This is a genomic window from Photobacterium sp. TY1-4, from assembly GCF_025398175.1.
In the GTDB taxonomy this organism is placed as follows: domain Bacteria; phylum Pseudomonadota; class Gammaproteobacteria; order Enterobacterales; family Vibrionaceae; genus Photobacterium.
In genome coordinates this window covers 2,292,682-2,312,006 of sequence record NZ_CP099734.1, presented here as the reverse complement: position 1 = coordinate 2,312,006, position 19,325 = coordinate 2,292,682, and the positions used below count along the sequence as shown (strand labels likewise).

19 protein-coding genes are annotated in these 19,325 nt (G+C 53.7%); 12 read left to right on the top strand and 7 right to left on the bottom strand.

The features are described from left to right. The first annotated feature begins 75 nt into the window (after positions 1-75). The 10 genes from fabD (at position 76) to ptsG (ending at position 9,993) form a co-directional block, all read left to right on the top strand. Complete coding sequence (gene fabD / locus NH461_RS10805) at positions 76-999, top strand: ACP S-malonyltransferase (protein ID WP_261600358.1); 924 nt, start codon at positions 76-78, stop codon at positions 997-999. A gap of 95 nt (positions 1,000-1,094) precedes the next feature. Beyond that, the gene (gene fabG / locus NH461_RS10800) at positions 1,095-1,829 is read left to right on the top strand and encodes a 3-oxoacyl-ACP reductase FabG (RefSeq protein WP_261600357.1); all 735 of its coding nucleotides are present in this window, start codon (positions 1,095-1,097) and stop codon (positions 1,827-1,829) included. Between the two features lie 157 nt (positions 1,830-1,986). Next, positions 1,987-2,223 carry an acyl carrier protein gene (acpP, locus tag NH461_RS10795; protein WP_002541727.1) on the top strand — a complete coding sequence of 79 codons (237 nt, stop codon included), beginning with the start codon at positions 1,987-1,989 and terminating at the stop codon, positions 2,221-2,223. A gap of 86 nt (positions 2,224-2,309) precedes the next feature. Continuing rightward, positions 2,310-3,548: a beta-ketoacyl-ACP synthase II gene (fabF, locus tag NH461_RS10790; RefSeq protein ID WP_261600356.1), complete on the top strand. Its 1,239-nt coding sequence runs from the start codon at positions 2,310-2,312 to the stop codon at positions 3,546-3,548. Between the two features lie 67 nt (positions 3,549-3,615). Further along, positions 3,616-4,434, top strand: a complete 819-nt coding sequence (gene pabC, locus NH461_RS10785; protein ID WP_261600355.1) for an aminodeoxychorismate lyase — start codon at positions 3,616-3,618, stop codon at positions 4,432-4,434. Next, the gene (gene mltG / locus NH461_RS10780; protein ID WP_261600354.1) at positions 4,428-5,444 is read left to right on the top strand and encodes an endolytic transglycosylase MltG; all 1,017 of its coding nucleotides are present in this window, start codon (positions 4,428-4,430) and stop codon (positions 5,442-5,444) included. Before pabC ends, mltG begins: the two co-directional genes overlap by 7 nt. Next, positions 5,441-6,070: a dTMP kinase gene (tmk, locus tag NH461_RS10775; protein ID WP_261600353.1), complete on the top strand. Its 630-nt coding sequence runs from the start codon at positions 5,441-5,443 to the stop codon at positions 6,068-6,070. Before mltG ends, tmk begins: the two co-directional genes overlap by 4 nt. Position 6,071: 1 nt before the next feature. Beyond that, the gene (holB, locus tag NH461_RS10770; RefSeq protein ID WP_261600352.1) at positions 6,072-7,034 is read left to right on the top strand and encodes a DNA polymerase III subunit delta'; all 963 of its coding nucleotides are present in this window, start codon (positions 6,072-6,074) and stop codon (positions 7,032-7,034) included. Positions 7,035-7,061: 27 nt separating this feature from the next. Further along, positions 7,062-7,838: a TatD family hydrolase gene (locus NH461_RS10765; protein ID WP_261600351.1), complete on the top strand. Its 777-nt coding sequence runs from the start codon at positions 7,062-7,064 to the stop codon at positions 7,836-7,838. Between the two features lie 727 nt (positions 7,839-8,565). Continuing rightward, positions 8,566-9,993 carry a PTS glucose transporter subunit IIBC gene (gene ptsG / locus NH461_RS10760; protein WP_261600350.1) on the top strand — a complete coding sequence of 476 codons (1,428 nt, stop codon included), beginning with the start codon at positions 8,566-8,568 and terminating at the stop codon, positions 9,991-9,993. Between the two features lie 72 nt (positions 9,994-10,065). On the opposite strand, the gene NH461_RS10755 is transcribed toward ptsG, so the two are convergent. From NH461_RS10755 to NH461_RS10745, 3 genes are all read right to left on the bottom strand, one after another. After that, a complete protein-coding gene (locus tag NH461_RS10755) occupies positions 10,066-10,965 on the bottom strand; it encodes a lysine exporter LysO family protein (protein WP_261600349.1) in 900 nt (299 codons plus the stop codon). A 183-nt stretch (positions 10,966-11,148) separates the two neighbouring features. Continuing rightward, a complete protein-coding gene (locus NH461_RS10750) occupies positions 11,149-12,072 on the bottom strand; it encodes an HDOD domain-containing protein (RefSeq protein ID WP_261600348.1) in 924 nt (307 codons plus the stop codon). A 105-nt stretch (positions 12,073-12,177) separates the two neighbouring features. Next, entirely contained in the window at positions 12,178-12,777 is a 600-nt protein-coding gene (locus tag NH461_RS10745; RefSeq protein ID WP_261600347.1) for an LON peptidase substrate-binding domain-containing protein, read from the bottom strand. A 358-nt stretch (positions 12,778-13,135) separates the two neighbouring features. Between NH461_RS10745 and NH461_RS10740 the strand changes: the two genes are divergently transcribed. Continuing rightward, positions 13,136-13,657 (top strand): TfoX/Sxy family DNA transformation protein, encoded by a 522-nt coding sequence (locus NH461_RS10740; RefSeq protein WP_410000108.1) that lies wholly within the window; start codon positions 13,136-13,138, stop codon positions 13,655-13,657. 118 nt (positions 13,658-13,775) lie between these two features. Continuing rightward, positions 13,776-14,681 carry a DNA-binding transcriptional regulator DsdC gene (gene dsdC / locus NH461_RS10735; RefSeq protein ID WP_261600345.1) on the top strand — a complete coding sequence of 302 codons (906 nt, stop codon included), beginning with the start codon at positions 13,776-13,778 and terminating at the stop codon, positions 14,679-14,681. A gap of 152 nt (positions 14,682-14,833) precedes the next feature. Here dsdC and NH461_RS10730 read toward each other — a convergent pair whose 3' ends face one another. The 4 genes from NH461_RS10730 to NH461_RS10715 all read right to left on the bottom strand — a co-directional run bounded on the left by NH461_RS10730 (position 14,834) and on the right by NH461_RS10715 (position 19,164). Next, a complete protein-coding gene (locus NH461_RS10730) occupies positions 14,834-15,388 on the bottom strand; it encodes a hypothetical protein (protein ID WP_261600344.1) in 555 nt (184 codons plus the stop codon). A gap of 209 nt (positions 15,389-15,597) precedes the next feature. Continuing rightward, on the bottom strand, positions 15,598-16,593 hold the full coding sequence (locus tag NH461_RS10725; protein WP_261600343.1) for a 2-hydroxyacid dehydrogenase: 996 nt from the start codon (positions 16,591-16,593) through the stop codon (positions 15,598-15,600). A 76-nt stretch (positions 16,594-16,669) separates the two neighbouring features. After that, positions 16,670-17,170, bottom strand: a complete 501-nt coding sequence (locus NH461_RS10720; protein ID WP_261600342.1) for a response regulator — start codon at positions 17,168-17,170, stop codon at positions 16,670-16,672. Beyond that, the gene (locus tag NH461_RS10715) at positions 17,167-19,164 is read right to left on the bottom strand and encodes an ATP-binding protein (RefSeq protein ID WP_261600341.1); all 1,998 of its coding nucleotides are present in this window, start codon (positions 19,162-19,164) and stop codon (positions 17,167-17,169) included. The genes NH461_RS10720 and NH461_RS10715 overlap by 4 nt, the downstream gene beginning before the upstream one ends. Positions 19,165-19,325: the final 161 nt, after the last annotated feature.

The window sequence follows — 19,325 nt, the reverse complement described above, 5'->3', positions numbered from 1 at the left end:
GGATTACTGTTGTCCGAAAAACACATCTCTTGTCAATCTACTGAAAAATCAGTACGTAAGAATAAGGATTCTCGAATGTCTAAGTTCGCGATTGTTTTCCCGGGCCAGGGCTCTCAAGCCGTTGGCATGCTGGCTGAGCTGGCTGCGCAGTATGCTGTTGTGCAAGAGACGTTTGCCGAAGCATCTGACGCGCTGGGTTATGATCTGTGGGCGCTGGTTCAGAACGGACCAGCGGAAGCACTGAACGAAACGCACCGCACCCAGCCGGCATTACTGACGGCTTCGGTTGCAATTTGGCGTGTTTGGCAGCAGCAGGGCGGCGCGCAGCCAACTGTGCTGGCGGGCCATAGCCTGGGCGAATATTCGGCGCTGGTGTGTGCCGGACTGATGGATTTCAAAGACGCGGTAAAACTGGTTGAGCTGCGTGGCCAGCTGATGCAGGAAGCCGTTCCTGCCGGTGTCGGTGCAATGTCTGCCATTATCGGTCTGGATAACGACGCCATTGCCAAAGCCTGTGAAGAAGCGGCCCAAGGCCAGGTGTGTTCGCCGGTGAACTTTAACTCGCCGGGTCAGGTGGTGATTGCGGGGAATAAAGAAGCCGTTGAGCGTGCTAACGTCCTGTGTAAGGAAGCGGGTGCCAAACGTGCACTGCCGCTGCCGGTTTCAGTGCCTTCCCACTGTGCGCTGATGAAGCCTGCGGCGGAGAAACTGGCGGTCGCGCTGGAAGCGGTTGCGTTCAATGCACCGGCGATCCCGGTGATCAACAACGCCGATGTGGCGGTTGAAACCGATCCGGCGGCGATCAAGCAAGCGCTGGTGAAGCAACTGTACGGTCCGGTCCGTTGGACAGAGTCTGTTGAGCGCATGGCCGCCGACGGCATCGAAACGCTGCTGGAAATGGGACCGGGTAAAGTCCTGACCGGCTTGACCAAACGAATTAATCGTGCCCTTGGTGGTGCCGCGGTGAACGATCCAGCAAGCCTGGACGCCGCGAAGTAAGATTGTTGCCTGTCTCAGCCGGCCAGTCGGATGACTGCACCGTGAAGATGCTCTAAGGGACAGGCCCCAGACTCCCTTATAGAAGAGGAAACACAATGAGCCTTGAAGGTAAAATTGCTCTGGTTACCGGTGCAAGCCGTGGTATCGGTCGTGCGATCGCAGAAATTCTGGTCGAGCGCGGCGCAACCGTGATCGGAACAGCAACCTCTGACAACGGTGCAGAAGCCATTAGCGCCTACCTGGGCGATAATGGCACCGGGATGGCACTGAATGTGACATCTCCAGAGTCAATCGAATCTGTCCTGAAAGCGATTAAAGAGCAGTTTGGCGAAATCGATATTCTGGTGAACAACGCCGGGATCACGCGTGATAACCTGCTGATGCGAATGAAAGATGAAGAGTGGCAAGACATTCTGGACACCAACCTGACGTCTGTCTTCCGCCTGTCCAAAGCCGTACTGCGCCCAATGATGAAGAAACGCAGTGGCCGGATTATCAGCATCGGCTCTGTGGTGGGGATCATGGGGAATGCGGGACAGACTAACTATGCAGCAGCGAAAGCTGGTCTGGTCGGTTTCACCAAGTCGATGGCACGTGAAGTTGCTGCGCGCGGGATCACAGTTAATGCGGTTGCGCCTGGTTTTATCGAAACCGATATGACTAAAGCGCTGAATGATGACCAGCGTGCTGCTACACTTGCCAATGTTCCAGCCGGTCGCCTGGGTGATCCGCGTGAAATTGCAGCAGCTGTTGCCTTCCTGGCATCGGATGATGCGGGTTATGTAACCGGTGAGACACTGCACGTTAACGGCGGCATGTACATGATTTAAACAAAAAAGTTGCATAACTTGATGATGCAAGTCAAACTCGTCTTGTTTTCACGGAAATTCGTGGTTTGACCAGCGTGTTGAGTATTGCAACTTTGGCCGTAATGAATAAACTACAGCAAATCGCATTAGCGAATTCTTGTTTTAAGGAAATAGATTAATGAGCAACATCGAAGAACGCGTAAAAAAAATCATCGTTGAGCAACTAGGCGTAGACGAAGCAGAAGTGAAGAACGAAGCATCTTTCGTTGACGATCTGGGTGCTGACTCTCTGGACACAGTTGAACTGGTAATGGCTCTGGAAGAAGAATTCGATACTGAGATTCCTGACGAAGAAGCTGAAAAAATTACGACAGTTCAAGCAGCTATCGACTACGTTGTTAGCGCGTCTGAGTAATTAAAGAACTCCCTCCAGGCGGTCACCATGACCGCCTGATTTAATTTCGAAATCCTGTTTTATCCTCAATTCCCGGAGAAAAAATCGTGTCTAAGCGTCGCGTAGTTGTTACTGGCATGGGTATGCTATCACCGGTTGGTAATTCTGTTGAGTCTTCATGGAAAGCCCTTCTGGCAGGCACTAGTGGTATTAGCAACATTGAGCATTTTGATGCGAGCGCATTTGCGACCCGTTTTGCTGGCCTGGTCAAAGACTTCGATTGTGAAGAGTACATGTCCAAGAAAGATGCTCGCAAAATGGACTTGTTCATTCAATACGGTATTGCCGCAGGCGTACAGGCGTTAAAAGACTCTGGTATTGAAGTAACTGAAGAAAACGCTCCACGAATCGGTGTAGCGATTGGCTCTGGCATTGGTGGTCTGGGACTGATTGAAGCCAACCATCAAGCCCTGTTGGAAAAAGGACCGCGCAAAATCAGCCCGTTCTTTGTTCCATCAACAATTGTCAACATGATCGCCGGCCACATGTCTATCATGTACGGTCTGCGCGGTCCGAACATCGCCATCTCTACGGCATGTACAACTGGCCTTCATAACATTGGCCATGCTGCGCGTATGATTGCTTATGGTGATGCAGATGCCATGCTGGCCGGTGGTGCTGAAAAAGCATCGACCCCGCTGGGCATGGGTGGTTTTGCGGCGGCGAAAGCGCTGTCGACCCGTAACGATGACCCGCAAGCGGCTTCTCGCCCGTGGGATAAAGACCGTGACGGTTTCGTGCTGGGCGACGGTGCCGGCATGATGGTGCTGGAAGAGTACGAGCACGCCAAAGCACGTGGTGCGAAAATTTATGCCGAGCTGGTTGGCTTCGGCATGAGTGGCGATGCTTACCACATGACCTCGCCAAGCGAAGACGGGTCAGGCGGTGCGCTGGCGATGGAAGCGGCGATTCGTGATGCCGGGATCAATGCAGAAGACATTGGTTACGTCAATGCACACGGTACCTCGACGCCTGCCGGTGACGTTGCTGAAACGCTGGGGATCAAACGTGCCCTGGGTGCGGCAGCGGATAAAGTGCTGGTTTCTTCAACCAAGTCAATGACAGGCCACCTGCTGGGTGCTGCCGGCTCGGTCGAAGCCATTATTACTGCCATGACCTTGATTGATCAGGCGGTTCCGCCAACGATTAACCTGGAAAACCCGGATGAAGGCTGTGATCTGGACTACGTACCAGGTGAAGCGCGTCAGGTGAACCTGGAGTACGCGCTGTGTAACTCCTTTGGTTTCGGTGGCACCAACGGCTCGTTGCTATTTAAGAAAATCTGACGAGAACCTGTTATGATGACACGGCCCGGTGCACTGCACCGGGCCGTTTTTTTATCTGGAGGCTGGGATGATTCTGATCAACGGTGTAGAGACGGACACGGTAACGGTGGCCGATCGGGCGTTGCAGTATGGCGATGGCTGTTTTACCACCATTCTCGTTGAACAGGGTCAGCCTCGGTTATGGCCGTTACATTTACAGCGGTTGCAACATACGTTGGCGGCGCTGCGGATCGCGGCGCCGGACTGGCAGGCGCTGGCCGAGCAGGTTCATCTGCTTGCAGCCGCCTTTCCGGACAAAGCGGACAAAGGCGGAGTAAAAGTGCTGATCAGCCGGGGCGCAGGCGGGCGGGGCTACAGTCCTGCCGGTTGCCTCGATACCCAGGTGATCGTCTCTGATTTTGCCTGGCCGAGACAGTACCAGCAGTGGCAGCAGCACGGCATCGCTCTGGGGGTCTGTCGGCAACAGCTGTCGACGAGTCCGATGCTGGCTGGATTAAAGCACCTGAACCGGCTGGAGCAGGTGTTACTGAAACAGGAAACGCAGGAGCGGGGCTGGCTGGATGCGGTGGTACTCGACGCGAATGGTTGTGTCGCGGAGACGGTGGCCTCGAATATCTTCTGGCGCAAAGGGCAGACTGTGTATACGCCGTCTCTGGAGACTTGCGGTGTGCATGGCGTGATGCGGGCCCATGTGCTGGCATTGCTTAAACAGAGCCCGTATTGTACAGAGTTTGTCAAATCCCCCCTGGATGAGTTGCGTTGCGCTGATGAAGTCTTTATTACTAATGCTCTCATGGCGCTGGTGCCGATATCAGAAATTGCAGGAACAACGTTTACGGAGCAGACGCTGCTGCGTGAACTGAACGAGAGGTTGTACGCGTGCTAAAGAAGTTGCTGATCGTCATCTTATTGGTTGTGTTGGCGGTTGCAGGTGGATTGGGCTGGTCGTTTCAGCAGGTGAAAGCCTCGCTGAACCAACCGGTCACACTCCAGGACAAGATGTTGCTGACTGTCAAACCCGGAACGTCCTTCCGTGGTCTGCTGGCGCAACTGGATCAGGAAAATATCATCCCGGCATCGACCTGGACCCGGTGGATCCCACGGCTTGAGCCGCAGCTGTCCCGCTTGAAATCGGGGACTTACCAGATCACACCGACCATGGCCTTGCATGATCTCCTGACGCTGGTGGTGTCCGGCCGGGAGCATCAGTTTGCGATCACCCTGCTGGAAGGCGACCGATTCGTCGACTGGCGTGCGCAGCTGAAGGAAGCACCTTATGTGGTGCATGCCACCCAAGCGATGACGGAGGCTGAAATTGCCGCTGAGATTGGCGCGGACGTTGAGAAACTCGAAGGTTATTTGTTGCCGGAAACGTATCACTATACGGCGGGAACAACGGATCTGGAGCTGTTGCGCCGTGCATACCGTCAGATGAGCCGCCTGCTGGCCGAAGCCTGGGAAGGGCGCAATGAGGCGATCCCGCTGAAAAATCCCTATGAAGCGTTGATCATGGCCTCGATTATTGAGAAGGAAACGGCGGTCGATCATGAGCGAACCGTGGTGTCTTCCGTCTTTATGAACCGCCTGAAGAAAGGGATGCGGTTGCAGACCGATCCGACCGTGATTTACGGCATGGGCGAGCGCTACGATGGGAATATCCGCAAACGGGATCTGCGTACGCCGACGCCTTACAATACCTATACCATTTTCGGGCTTCCACCGACGCCGATTGCGATGCCGAGCCAGGCCTCGGTGCTGGCGGCCGTGAATCCGCAAACCAGCAATTATTACTATTTTGTGGCTGACGGCAAAGGCGGTCATAAATTTTCAACGACACTGCGCGAGCATAACCGGGCAGTGCGCGATTATCTGAGAACACTAAAGCAAAACAAATGACTGGTAAATTTATTGTAATTGAGGGGCTTGAGGGCGCCGGGAAAAGTACGGCGATCAACCTGGTGGCCAAGGTACTGCAAGAGCACGGGATTGCCGAGCCGGTTCTGACCCGTGAGCCGGGTGGGACACCATTGGCTGAACAGATGCGAACATTGGTTAAACAGGGGCATCCCGATGAGCCGCTGACCGATATGGCGGAGCTGTTGTTGCTGTATGCGGCCCGGATTCAGCTGGTGGACAATGTGATTAAGCCGGCGCTGGCGCAAGGGCGTTGGGTAGTTGGTGATCGTCATGACATGTCGTCACAGGCTTATCAGGGCGGTGGACGCGGTTTTGATCCGGTCGTGATGGAGAACCTGCGCGATACCGTGTTGGGGGATTTCCGTCCCGATCTGACCTTGTACATGGACATCGATCCGGTGCTGGGCCTGGAGCGTGCGCGCGGTCGTGGCGAGCTGGATCGGATCGAACAAATGAATATCGACTTTTTCCACCGGACCCGGGCGCGATTCCTGGCGCTGGCCGAGCAGGATCCGCGCGTGGTGATCATTGACGCCGGGCAGTCGCTCGCGGACGTCTCGGCTGCGATCACCCAGGCACTCAACGTCTGGCTGGAGCGGCAGTAACATGTTGTATCCATGGCAGGAGTCTGTCTGGCTAAACTGGCAGCAATTGTTGCGTCAGGGCCGCTTGCATCATGCCGTGTTGCTGGTGGCGCCGGGCGGCAGTGGGCGCGAGGCGCTGGCCAGACAATTGGCGAAAACCGTGCTGTGCCAGCACAGTGAGACGGATCCCTGTGGACACTGTCATAGCTGCCAGCTCTTCGATGCCGGGAACCACCCGGATTACCACGCCGTGACGCCGGCGCAAGCAGGCAAGCAGATCGGAGTGGATGCAATTCGCCAATGTAACCGCTGGGCCACAGAAACCTCTCAGCTGGCGGGCCAGCGGGTGATCATGATTGATCCGGCGGATCAGATGGGGGAGTCTGCGGCCAATGCGCTGTTGAAAACCCTGGAAGAGCCGCCGTCCGGATGTCAGTTTGTGTTGCTGGCCCACTCGCTGGACAGCTTACTTCCGACCATCACCAGCCGGTGTAATCAATGGCGGCTGCCGACCCCGGATGAAGGGCAAACCCAGCGTTGGGTTGAACAGCAGTTGATGCAAAGCGTCAAGCGGGAAGTCATCCGGCTCAATCGTGGTTCGCCGCTGGCGACGGTCGCATTTATTGAGCAGGGGCAGGACATTCGTTACGGCAACCTGCTGGACGCGTTTTGTGCGTTTGCCAAGCCGCCTCATCTGGGCCTGTACGATGTGGCGGGCATGTGCGTCGCTGAAGGCACGCTCAGCCTGAAGTGGCTCAGCTATTTCCTGGTCGACTGTATTAAACTTCAGCAAGGGGCTGGTGCCCATTTGATCCATTGCGAATCCGTCGCGAAGGTACAGGCTGTCGCAGCCCAGCTCAGCCCGGCGGTACTGCTGCGTCAGGCGCATCAGGTCAATGCCTTGCAAAGGCAGCTGGAGACCCACAGCGGGTTGAATGAAGAGTTGTTGATTGTTAACTGGTTAACCGGGTTTATGCCCGATTAACCGTCCGAAAAATTTGAGGAGCATCTTGTGTTAGTTGATTCACATTGTCACCTGGACAAACTGGATTACGAGCAATTACATACTGGGGTTGATGATGTGTTGGCTAAAGCCAAGGCCAGAGGTGTCGATTACTTCCTGTCGGTTGGGGTGACGCTGAAAAGCTTTCCGACCATGATGGAACTGATTGAACCTTATCCGCACGTCTTTGCAACTTGTGGTGTGCATCCCCTGGATATTGAAGCCGGCTTTGATTACGAACAGTTGCGGGTTTACGCACAGCATGAGCGCGTGGTTGCCATCGGTGAAACCGGCCTGGATTATCACTACCAGCCGGAGCTGGCCGAGCAGCAGCAGGAGATTTTCCGCCAGCATGTTCGTTTAGCCGTCGAGCTGAACAAGCCGTTGATTATCCATACCCGAATGGCACGTGAAGATACGCTGCGTATTTTGCGTGAAGAAGGGGCGGAAAAGTGTGGGGGTGTGCTGCACTGCTTCACTGAAAGTCTGGAAATGGCCCAGGCCGCGATTGAGCTTGGCTTCTACATCTCGATTTCCGGAATCGTGACCTTTAACAAGGCCAGCGAACTGAAAAATGTGGTTCACCAGATCCCACTAGAGCGCCTGCTGGTGGAAACCGACTCACCGTACCTGGCACCCGTGCCACATCGCGGTAAACAAAACCAACCGGCTTATGTCCGAGAGGTCGCCGAGTATATTGCTCTGCTCAAAGGCGTTTCCGTCGAAGAGGTTGAGCGGGTTACCACGGAGAATTTCTTCTCGCTTTTCTCGCGCGCCCAGCGCTAAAAGAACTTTCTGTCTGAACCCAAAGGAGCTTCGGCTCCTTTTTTATTTGGCCCGGATGGTGCCGAATCAAGCCGCCGCAGGTCCAATCCTACATTTCCTACATTTCCTACATTTCCTACATTTCTGCCATCAGTGTGAATAAGCGCTATCCGTCGTTACCACTCAGGTATCTGTCTGCGGCAGCTTGTTCATGGTCGGAAAAGAAGTTGGTTGGTTAAAGATGCAAATTTCCCCTCTTTTTTTTTCATCCTGAAAAAGTAGACCAAGTTTAATTTGTGGTGCATAAAAACAATCTTGGGTTACTGGGTTACTGGGTTACTGGGTTACTGGGTTACTGGGTTACTGGGTTACTGGGTTACTGGGTTACTGGGTTACTGGGTGCTTGCTAAGTATGTCTGGCGTTGAAGTCGTGACTCATCAAAAGGTGCTTAGTTACCAAGCTGAAATATAGTTACCAACCATGGATAGCGCTAAAATGATTTATTCGCTGAAAATGAACAGATTATTGGTTGTTGCTGTACGTTTTGACTGAATTTTAACCTTTTTTGTGAAATTTAATTTCGTAACCTGTGGGTGTTATTGATAGGTATCAAGTTATATTTAGCGCCGCATTTTATACTCTTGCGGCAATAAAAAATAAAAGTGGTGCTAGCATTATGACTACGGGGGATAGTTGGCTTGCACTGACTTGATATCTAACTAAAACAGTTTCATTCAGGAGCACACTATGTTTAAGAACCTTTTTGCGAACCTGCAGAAAGTCGGTAAGGCGCTGATGCTGCCCGTCTCGGTTCTGCCGGTCGCAGGTATTCTGTTGGGGGTCGGGGCAGCGAACTTTAGCTGGATGCCGGATATTGTCTCTCATCTGATGGAGCAGGCAGGCGGCTCAGTGTTCGGCCAAATGGCATTGCTGTTTGCCGTTGGTGTGGCCCTGGGTTTCACCAACAATGACGGTGTCGCCGGGTTATCCGCGATTGTTGGTTACGGGATCATGGTTGCCACGCTGAAAGTGATGGCGGGTGCCTACGGGGTTGATGAAATCAATACTGGTGTGCTGGGCGGGATCCTGGTCGGTGGCCTGGCCGGGTGGGCATTTAATCGATTTTATCGAATCCAACTCCCTGACTATCTCGGTTTTTTTGCCGGGAAGCGTTCGGTGCCGATTATCACCGGCTTTTGTGCCATTGCCCTGGGTATTGTGCTCTCTTTCATTTGGCCACCAATCGGTGCCGGTATTGCCGCTTTCTCTGACTGGGCCGCAAACCAGAATCCGGTGACGGCTTTCGGGATTTACGGTGTGGTCGAGCGTGCGCTGATCCCATTTGGCTTGCACCACATCTGGAATGTACCGTTCTTTTACGAAGCAGGTGAGTGTGTGAATAAGTCCGGTGAGGTGGTGAACGGGATTATGACCTGCTTCCTGACCGCGGATGATGCCTCCCGTGCTGCCGGGAACGGGTTCGGTCAGCTGGCCGGGGGGTACCTGTTCAAAATGTTCGGTCTGCCGGCGGCGGCGATTGCAATCTGGCATTCGGCGAGGCCGGAGAATCGTGCCAAAGTCGGCGGGATCATGTTGTCTGCGGCGCTGACGTCGTTCCTGACCGGGATCACCGAGCCGATTGAATTCTCCTTCCTGTTTATTGCGCCGGTTCTTTACGTGATCCACGCGCTGCTGGCAGGGTTTGCCTATGTCCTGACCAATATGCTGGGCGTGGTGCACGGCCATACGTTCTCCAACGGCTTTATTGATTTTGTGGTGCAGTCACCAAACGCTGACAATATGGGGCTGCTGGTGGTTCTGGGTGTAGCTTACGCCATTGTTTACTATGTTGTGTTCCGAGTGGTGATCAGTGCCCTGGATCTGAAAACGCCGGGCCGTGAAGCGGACGAAGAGCAAGGTGAAATGGCGACGGGTACAGCACTGGCACAATCCCTGGTGATGGCTTTTGGCGGCAAAGACAACATTACCGGCCTGGATGCCTGCATTACCCGCCTGCGTGTGGCTGTTGCCAGTATCGATAAGGTCGATCAGGAAGAGCTGAAAAAACTCGGCGCAGCCGGGGTCGTGGTTGCCGGTGGTGGTGTGCAGGCGATTTTCGGGACTAAATCGGACAACCTGAAGTCGGACATGGATGAGTGGATCCGCAATCACTAACTGATGGTTTGTCTTGATCGCAATCAGTAAGGGAAGCTTCGGCTTCCCTTTTTGGTGTTGCCGTTTACGTGTTTAGAGCGACAGGAAGAACAGCATCAGAAATGGGACCAGCAAGCTGAGAATAAACCCGCTGACAATGGCAACAGGGACGCAGCGGATCCCGCCGCAGTTTTGGATGACCGGTAAGGTGAAGTCCATTGCCGTTGCGCCGGCATATCCGATAGCAGTGCTGGGATAGCGACCAATCACGACCGGGATCAGCGTCAGGGCGACCAGTTCGCGCAGCAGCTCGTTGAGGAATGCGGCGCCACCGAAAATCGGCCCCAGGCCATCTCCCATCAGGATCCCGGCCAGCGAATACCACCCAAAACCGGAAGCCATGGCCAGGCCATGGGTGAGCGGGATCCCGAGGATAGCCGCAGCGATGACACCGCCCGGCAGGGAGGTCGCTACAATGACCAGTGCGATAGTGATCCCTTTTTTATTCAACAGGATTTGCCGAAGGGTCATGCCGCTATTGCGCAATTGGATCCCAATCAGGAACAGCAGCAACAGCAGGATGATCTCGCTGGCCTGATCGACCCAGCCCAGTTCAATACCGGACAGCAGGCCAACCAGCAAGCCGCCGGCGACGACGAAGATCAGCTTCACGGATTCCATCATCATTTTGCCGAATGGCAGCCGGCGATGATCCTGACTGGTCTCGGTCGGCCATAGTTTATCGATCACGGGCAGGGCCAGCAGGTTGCATCCGCTGATGGTCAGGAAGAACACCGTGGTATAGGTGAGAATCTGGCTCAGGTTTTGTCCCAGGTTATCAAGTCCGGCCAGGCTGAGGCCCATGAGACCGAGGATCACCAGCACCAGGCGGCTGGTTTGGACGTTGATAAACTCAATGACGGATCCCTTGTGCACCGGGATCAGATAGCCGATCACCAGCGGAAGGAAGATATAGAGCATTCCTGAAAACATGTGCATCCTTACGATCGTTGGGGTCAACGCTGATTGGGTCGGGAGAGGGGGAATCGCTTGTCCAGGTATCACCCAGGGCAATCAGCTGCTTTCATTCCATGAAACAAGCAGCTTATCAGTATCAGAAAGAAGAGGTCAATATAAGCCGCTGTCTATCAAAGGTTTTTGATGGCGGTGCGGTGATTAGAATCCACTTTCTTTAATGACGTCGCGTAACTGTTGGTTAAATTCAGCTTCCGGCATGTTGGTCAGGTCATACATGATGTCGGCCCCGGCCAGGTCCAGTTCGACATGGTGATCGTCAATGGCCTCGTCATTGCTTTTGAACATCAGCAAATGGTTGGCCATCCGGGCGATATCCAGGTAACGGGTCCCCGGTTGTTGCTGGCGATAAGGCATGCTGGTGTTGCAGGCAACTTCCAGATAATCATCATCAAAGCCCCAGTGCCGGAGGATCAGCAAGCTGGCGTCCTGGCAGCAATGTTCAAACACGAACTTGGCGACGTTCAGGTCCAGGTAGTTGCCATTTTCCAGATAGGCCTGATATTCGTGAATCAGACTGAATAAACCGATGTCGGCAAATAGGCCTGCCAGCAAGGCTTTTTCCGGTTCGATCCGTGCCGTGCTGTCCGGATGACTCAGCAAGCCCTGGCTGATGACCGCCATGGTGGCTGCGAGCTGTCTTGAACGCAAAGCGCTTTGCTGGAGCAACTGGTTACACCGGCTGTCAAAATGGCCATAAGTCTTGAGATCTTCGATGGCTTTTGCTGTCACAATATCGCGCACCCGCATGATCCCGAGCCGGCTGACAGCCGTTTGGATGTCATGGCAAACCACGTTGCGGCGGTTGAACATGATGGTATTGGAAATTTTGATCATTGAAGCGGCAATGCCCGGGTCGTCGAGCAGGACATCAGCCACATCACGAATGGTGGTGTCTTCCAGTTCACAGAGCCGCTGAAGTCTGGCAAGGACTTCCGGGATCGGTGGCAGGCTCAGGCGATTGTTGGCGATCGCGTCTTTTACCCGTGCGCAGAACTCGGACTGTATGCCTTTGACTATTTTGTCATTCTCCGGCTTGAGCCAGAAAAAAGATACGTGTGCCATGATGGTTATTTGATTGAAATTGAAGATAAGATTCTATCTTGAGCGCTGTCTGATAGACAGTATTGATGGGCAAAAATAGTCAAATAGTTCGAATTTTTTCGATCTTTATGCCAGCTCTGTTGATGGTTCGGCATCTGTATCCAGTAATTTAAGCAAGAATCGGGTGGCCAGCGTTACCGTCTCCTGGGTGAGCAGCAGCTGCTTGTAATGGACTTCAAGCGGCAGGACTTCAAGCCAGCGCAGGCATACCCAGGTCAGGCTGTGCAAATTTGGAGTGGGGAACAGGGCGCCGACTTCCGGCATGGTGTGATAAAACAGCTCGAGTTTATCTGCCAGGCAAGCCGTTTTGTCGTCAATCTCGGCTTCTGGCCACTGTGGGTGGGCTTGGCTGGGCCCATGCAGCAGGCCGTCTTCATCAATTTCAATCGACAGGATCCGGATCAGCCGGACGCCTTCGACGATGATACTCAGCAAACCATTCTCATCGGCATTGAAGTCGACAATCTTTGCTTCGGTGGCGATGGCCGGAATTTTCTTCACATCATCATGGGTTTCGAATTCATTCAGCATACAAAGCGCAAAACATCGTTCCCCGGCCAGAGATTGTTTGATCATCCGTATGAACCGCTCTTCGGTGATCGAAAGTTCTAACCGCCCCTCTGGCAATAGGTGCTTGGATGACGGATACAGTGCGATGTCAGCCATATCATCTCCTCCCTATTAATAACCATAGTCGTCAGGCGGCAGATACACGACAGGGATGTTCGGACTTATTGTGTTGACTGTGAATTATACGGTCAGCACATCATTTGGGGTAAATTTTGTCTCATTTAACTTATTTCGCCTCGTATAATATGCCGAAAATCTCAGTTTCAAGTGTTCATGGTTTCATATGTGGACAATATATAACCGCTGTGTCATTGTCTCTGCATCGAAAGATTTTGCTTGAATTTACGGCTACTTAAACGAACTTTTCACGGTTAGCGAGGGGAAGATTGTGCAATCGATCAAGGAAGACTTATTTAATTATTTGCGCGAATTTGGCAAGTATGAAAAACGTTCCATGTTTGGTGGTACAGGAATTTTCATCCATGGGGCCATGTACGCCATCCTGACCGAGCAGTCGATGTTTTTACGCGGCGGTGAAACACTGGATGGCCGACTGGCCTCGCTGGGATGCGAGAAATTCAAACACATCAAGCGGAGCACAACGGCCATTGTGAATTACTACGATATTACGTATTTGTACCTTCAGGATCGGGTGCTGTGTGATGAGATCATTCGCGAGTCGATTCGCCTGTCTACAGAAGAAAAAGCCCAGAAATCCTCTTCTCAGGGGAAGCGTCTACGAGATCTGCCCAATATGCGCTTGACGCTGGAGCGGATGGTGAAGAAAGCAGGGATCCCGGATGTCAGTAGCTTTGTTTCCCTCGGCGCTGCCGAAGTCTACCGAAAAGTCCGACACTCCCACGGTAAGGACATTGACCTCAAATTGCTCTGGATGTTTGCCGGCGCGATTGAGGGCTGCCACTGGACCTTGCTTGAAGAAGAGCGGAAACAACATTTGCTCCAGTCGCTCGAGTAAGCGAAACCAATACTCAGTGCACTATCTCCTTTTCTGGCTTTCAGAATCTGGCCACCGTATGTCGGTGGTCTTTTTTATTGTATGATGGCAACAATTTCATCATAAAAATTAGCCCTTTATGCAACTACCAAAACTGACGGGTCAAGTGCTGTCCGGACTCCACTGCTTTTTGATTGCAGCCGATCAAATGAGTTTTACCCGGGCCGCAGAAATTCTGTGCCTGACCCAAAGTGCCGTCAGCCATAAAATCAAGAACCTTGAACAAAACCTCGGGGTACAGTTGTTCATTCGCCAGCCGCGCAAATTGGTGTTGACGGAAGAGGGCAAGCGGCTCAAAGCGGTTGTAGCCCATAACTTCGGGGACATTGCCCACGAAATTCGTGATTTGAAGACCGTGGAGCTCAGTGGTGATTTTAACGTTGCGGTACCGCCGACCTTTGCGCAAACCTGGCTGTTGCCCAGACTGAAACGCTTTATCGACCAGTACCCGGCGCTGCGGTTCCATTTGCGGACCCGCAATGAATTGGTGGACTTTCAGACGGAAACGTTCGATTGCGCGATTTATTTCGGTCACGGGAAATATCCTGGGCTGCATACTGCCAAACTGATGGATGAAAGCATGTTGCCGGTGTGCAGCCATGAGTATGCGCTGACTCATGACCTGTATGGCAATCCCGAGAAACTCAGCGCCTGCCTGCTGCTACACGACGCTGCTCCCTGGGCCCGGGCCGGCCAGAATGATGAGTGGCAGTACTGGGCTCAACGCCATGGCGTGATGTTGCCTGAGGCCGGTTGCACTTTCGACCGGGCCGATTTGGCCCTGCAGGCGGCCGAACAGGGGATTGGCGTCGCCATGGGGCGCCAGTCATTTGTGGCCCATCAGCTGGACAATAAACGCTTGGTGGCGCCGTTCGCGATGGCGGTTCAGTCACCGCTGAGCTATTTCATTGTCTGTCGGCGTGAGATGGCATTGTCGCCACGATTCGAGGCGTTTATGAGCTGGCTGAGAAGCGAAATCGGCTGAGGATGTGAGGATGGATTTGAGACAATCTGGGCGTGACGTTTGACCGGTATGGCGTTGTACTGATGTACAGCTCTGCGAAGATACTGCGCACTGAAAAGGCACTTCCCGGAGCAGGAAGTGCCTGAAACCGACTGAGTCTTTAAATAACCGACTCAGTATTTAAAGCGAGTGGTGAGCATGATTTGATCATCATAGATATCGTTGAAGCGCGCCTGGACACCAATCGAGAACAGTTCGGTGGCATGGAAGCGACCATAAATCGAACCGATGGTTTTTTCGCTATCGTCAATATTCAGGTGGCCTAGCAGACCGCCGACTTCCAGTTGCGGGCCTAACCACTGGCGGACACCAATGTTGACTTCCATGCCCAGTTTGCCGCTTGAGCTGCTCAGGGGACCTTCGTCTTTTTTGGCATTGCGGGCTTTAATTTCACCGGTAATATCGGCCCAGTTATTGACCGGGGCGTGGAAGCCGACCCCGAACGCCATATCCCAGTCATTATCAAACTCAGTGTCGATGCTGCCGGTCAGGTGAGCATTCGGGTGAATCGACTTGCTAAAGCCTGCGCCATAAGTCAGCGGGCTAATCCCAATACGCGCTTCGGCGTAGTCGTAACTAAAGTTACTCATGGTCGCTTGATTGTTCGCGTGAGCCACCGAAGAAAGTGATGCCAGGATGATGCCGGTGGCAATAAATGTTTTACGCATGAAAATTAGTCCGTGGAGCTTTCAAAAGATTAGGAGCATCTTAATGGACAAAGCCGGCTAATCATAGATTTTTGCCATGAGAAGTGATTATTTTGACGATTGGTCGGGTAAAAATGCAGCAAAAATCACAAAAAAATGTGATCTGTAGCGCGAATTGTTACTCAGCGTATTATACAGGGAGCCAGCGGGTCTGCGCCCGCTGGATCGGATTAAGCCTGAATGAGTTCGTTGCCGGAGCGTTGCCCGGCCTCAAACTGCTTGAGGTTGTTCAGGGTGGTGTCGGCGATGTTCCCCAGCGCTTCTTCGGTGAGAAACGCCTGGTGCCCGGTGAACAGGACGTTGTGGCAGGAAGACAGACGGCGGAAGACATCATCGACGATGACATCATTCGACTTGTCTTCGAAAAACAGGTCTTTTTCGTTTTCATACACATCAATCCCCAGCGAGCCGATTTTACGGTTTTTCAGCGCTTCAATGGCATCTTTGGAGTTAAGCAGTTCACCCCGGCTGGTGTTGATGATCATCACACCGTCGCGCATTTTGCCAAATGCTTCGGCATCAAGCATATGGTAATTTTCTTCGGTCATCGGGCAGTGCAGGGTGATCACATCCGCCTGGGCATAAATCTCATCCAGGGTGGTGTAGACGACACCCAGTTCAAGAGCGATCGGGTTTTCATACGGGTCGTAGGCCAGAATGTTCATTCCGAGGCCTTTGAGGATACGAATGGTGGCGATGCCAATCTTACCGGTGCCGATGACACCCACGGTTTTCCCGTAGAAGTTGAATCCGGTCAGTCCTTCCAGAGAGAAGTTGGCGTCGCGGGTGCGTTGGTACGCACGGTGGATCCGGCGGTTCAGGCTGAGCATCAGGCCCAGGGTATGCTCGGCAATAGCTTCCGGCGAATAGGCAGGAACGCGAACCACCTGGATGCCCAGCTCAGCGGCCGCATCCAGATCAACCTTGTCAAAGCCAGCGCAGCGCATGGCAATGATCTTGACCTGGTGATCGGCCAGAACTTGCAACACCGGACGGCTCAGATCGTCGTTGACGAACGCACAGATGGCGTCAAAACCGTGCGCCATCCGGGCGGTCTGCTCGGTCAGCCGGAATTCAAAGTAAGTCAACTCATGCTGGTAGTGGGCATTAATGCGCTCGAATGACTGCTGGTCGTATTTTTTTGTGCTGAAGACTGCAACTTTCATAGGTCACCGTTTCGGGGAACTGATTATGTGAGAAACATAACACTTTTACCCGATCCCGCAAAGCGGTGCCTGTGATTTAGCGGTCGGACAGTGACAGGCGCCGATCACTGAGCGCAGCCATGATCCGGTTGGTGTCTAACACCCGGGCCCAGGGCATCAGATCCGTTTCATGCTCAATGACATAGCTGGTCAGTTGATCGATCGCCACTTGTTTGAGCTGATCGCCGTCCCAGGGTTTGGCGATGTAATAGTCCAGGCTGGCCTGGTTGACGGCCTGCACGGTCTCTTCCAGCCCGGCTTGGCCGGTCAGCAGGACCCGGCGAGAGGTTTCGGTTTCCGACCAGTGCTTCAGTTCAATCAGGAAATCAATCCCGGTTTCGCCCGGCATGATATGGTCACACAGGATCAGGGCGAGCGGGACATGATCGGCGATCGACTCGGCCAGTACTTCCTTGGCCTCATCGACCGATTCCGCCGCTTCAATGACAAAATGCTCTTCCAGGCTGCTGAGGTCATGGATGACGCTGTCGAGCACTTCCCGTTCATCATCGACGCAAAGGATCAGATATTTGTTCATAGGGCCTCCTGTGGCGCGGTGGAATGTGCTGCCGGCCCGGGGCGGGAGACGCCGCCGTTCAGCGGGAGCGTGACAATCATTCGGGTAAATTGCCCGGGCTCGGATTCAACCCGGATCTGGCCATGGTGATGGTGGATAATTTGCTGACAGACTGATAAGCCGATGCCTAAGCCGAAGTTGCCTTCACGCTTGGTGGTGTAATTGAGTTCGAAGATTTTCTCCTGCTGCGCCGGGGCAATCCCTTTGCCGTTATCTTCGACGATCACATCCACGCTTTGGTTGCCGGGGCTCAGGCTTTCCGTACCAGGCGTGAATCGGGTAATGATCTGGATTTCCCCGGGCTCATCCACCGCGTCCAGCGCATTGGCAATCAGATTGGTCCACACCTGCTGCAAGGCGATGGGCTGGCAGGTGACGGGGGGCAGCGTTGCATACTCTTTGGTGACGAGGTGGCGTTTCAGGCGATTTTCGAAAATCACCAGCGTATCTTCCAGCCCTTCATGGATGTCGACCTGGTGGAAGGTTTCATCATCCTGGCGGGCATAGCTTTTCAGGCTCTTGACCAGATCGGCAATGCGCTGGGCGCACACGTGCATCGAACGTAGAAAACTGCCCACCTGGTAGTAATTGTCCCACTCTTCCATCACCGGTTTGAGTTCTTTTTTCTGGCCGAGCATCCAACTGTCGAGGTGCACCGGCCCGTCAATGCCCATCTGGACCGCCTTGCGGGCCAGCTGGCGATCCCCCAGCACCGGCTCCAGGGCTTTGGCCCGACGCCGGGTTTCCGAGGTCGACAGCGGTCGCGACTGCATGGCCTGTTGCAGGATGACATTGCCACGGGTCTGGTTTTCCGGGCTCAGTTGTGTTTCGGTCAGTTTGCCGATGGTGTGTTTGAGGGTATCGCTGCCCCGCAGGATGGCCGATACCGGGTTATTGAGCTCATGGGCCACCCCGGCGACCAGTTGGCCCAGCATGGCCATTTTTTCTTTTTCAATTAGCTGCTGGTAGGCGGCATCCAGCGATTGCAGGGTTTGCTGCAGTTGCATTTCGGTGCGGATACTGCCTTGCAGGCGGCGGTTGAAGTTCCGCAGCAGCAGGTTGGTGAATAAGGGCAGTAGTTCGCTGCGGGAATTCATCACCTTATTGAACAGGGTGCGATCAAGCTTGATGACGTCGGTTTTGCCCAGCGTGATCCCGGTCGAAAACGACGGTTCGCCCGAGACAAACGACATCCCGCCGACCAGGTTGCCTGGCCCGACCCGGACCACTTCGTGCCGGTTGCCGTGTTCATCTTTTTTGAACAGGACTACTTCCCCTTCGGTGATAAACCACAGGAAGCGGTTGGGCTGGCCTTCCTGGGTCAGCAGGTGGTTGGCACTGTAGGTCCGGCAGGCCCGGCTCTCATCGTTGCCGTCAAAAAAGTCGTGCAGGGCATCGGTAACCTGACGGGCCAGACTGGCGTCGTCCAGATCATTGGTATTTTGAATAAAGCCGGAACGGAAGTTGGCCATTTGCCGATCGATATGGGCATTGAGGATCCGGCGGTGATCCAGCACCTGGCTATATCGCAGCCAGTCTTCGCCGGGATGTTTGAGTACGAAGGTCGTGAGTTCCTTGGTCAACACCTGCTTTAACTCATCGCGGGGCCAGGGTTTGTTGAGGCAGTAATGCAGCCTGCCTTCGTTGACCGCCTGCATGATGCTGTCGAGCTGGGGTTTGTCATTGAGCAATATCGAGCGGGCGTGGCGGGTGGCCGGATGGGCCTCAAGTTGGATCAGAAAATCCACGCCGTTATCCTGGCCGAGGCGGTTATCGCAGATCACCGCCGCGACTTGTTGTCCCTGCCGTCCAACGAGATCTAGGATCTTGTAGGCTTCGCGGATACTGTAGGCGTTACAGAGATCAAACAGCCCGGCGAATTCCGCCAGCTCCTGGTTAAGCCGTTCAATAATACAGGGGTCGTCATCCAGACAGACAATGACAAAACTGTTCAACCTTGCCTCGCTTCCGTGGGTGCCTTTGCTTCAAGTGTATAAGAAATCATCAATCAAGAGTGAGAGACGGATTACAAACTGATGCCATTAGTTGTTGATTCAACGACAATATACGCAGAGGTTATCGTGCAATGTGGTAGACTGAGCGCTGAATAAGTAGC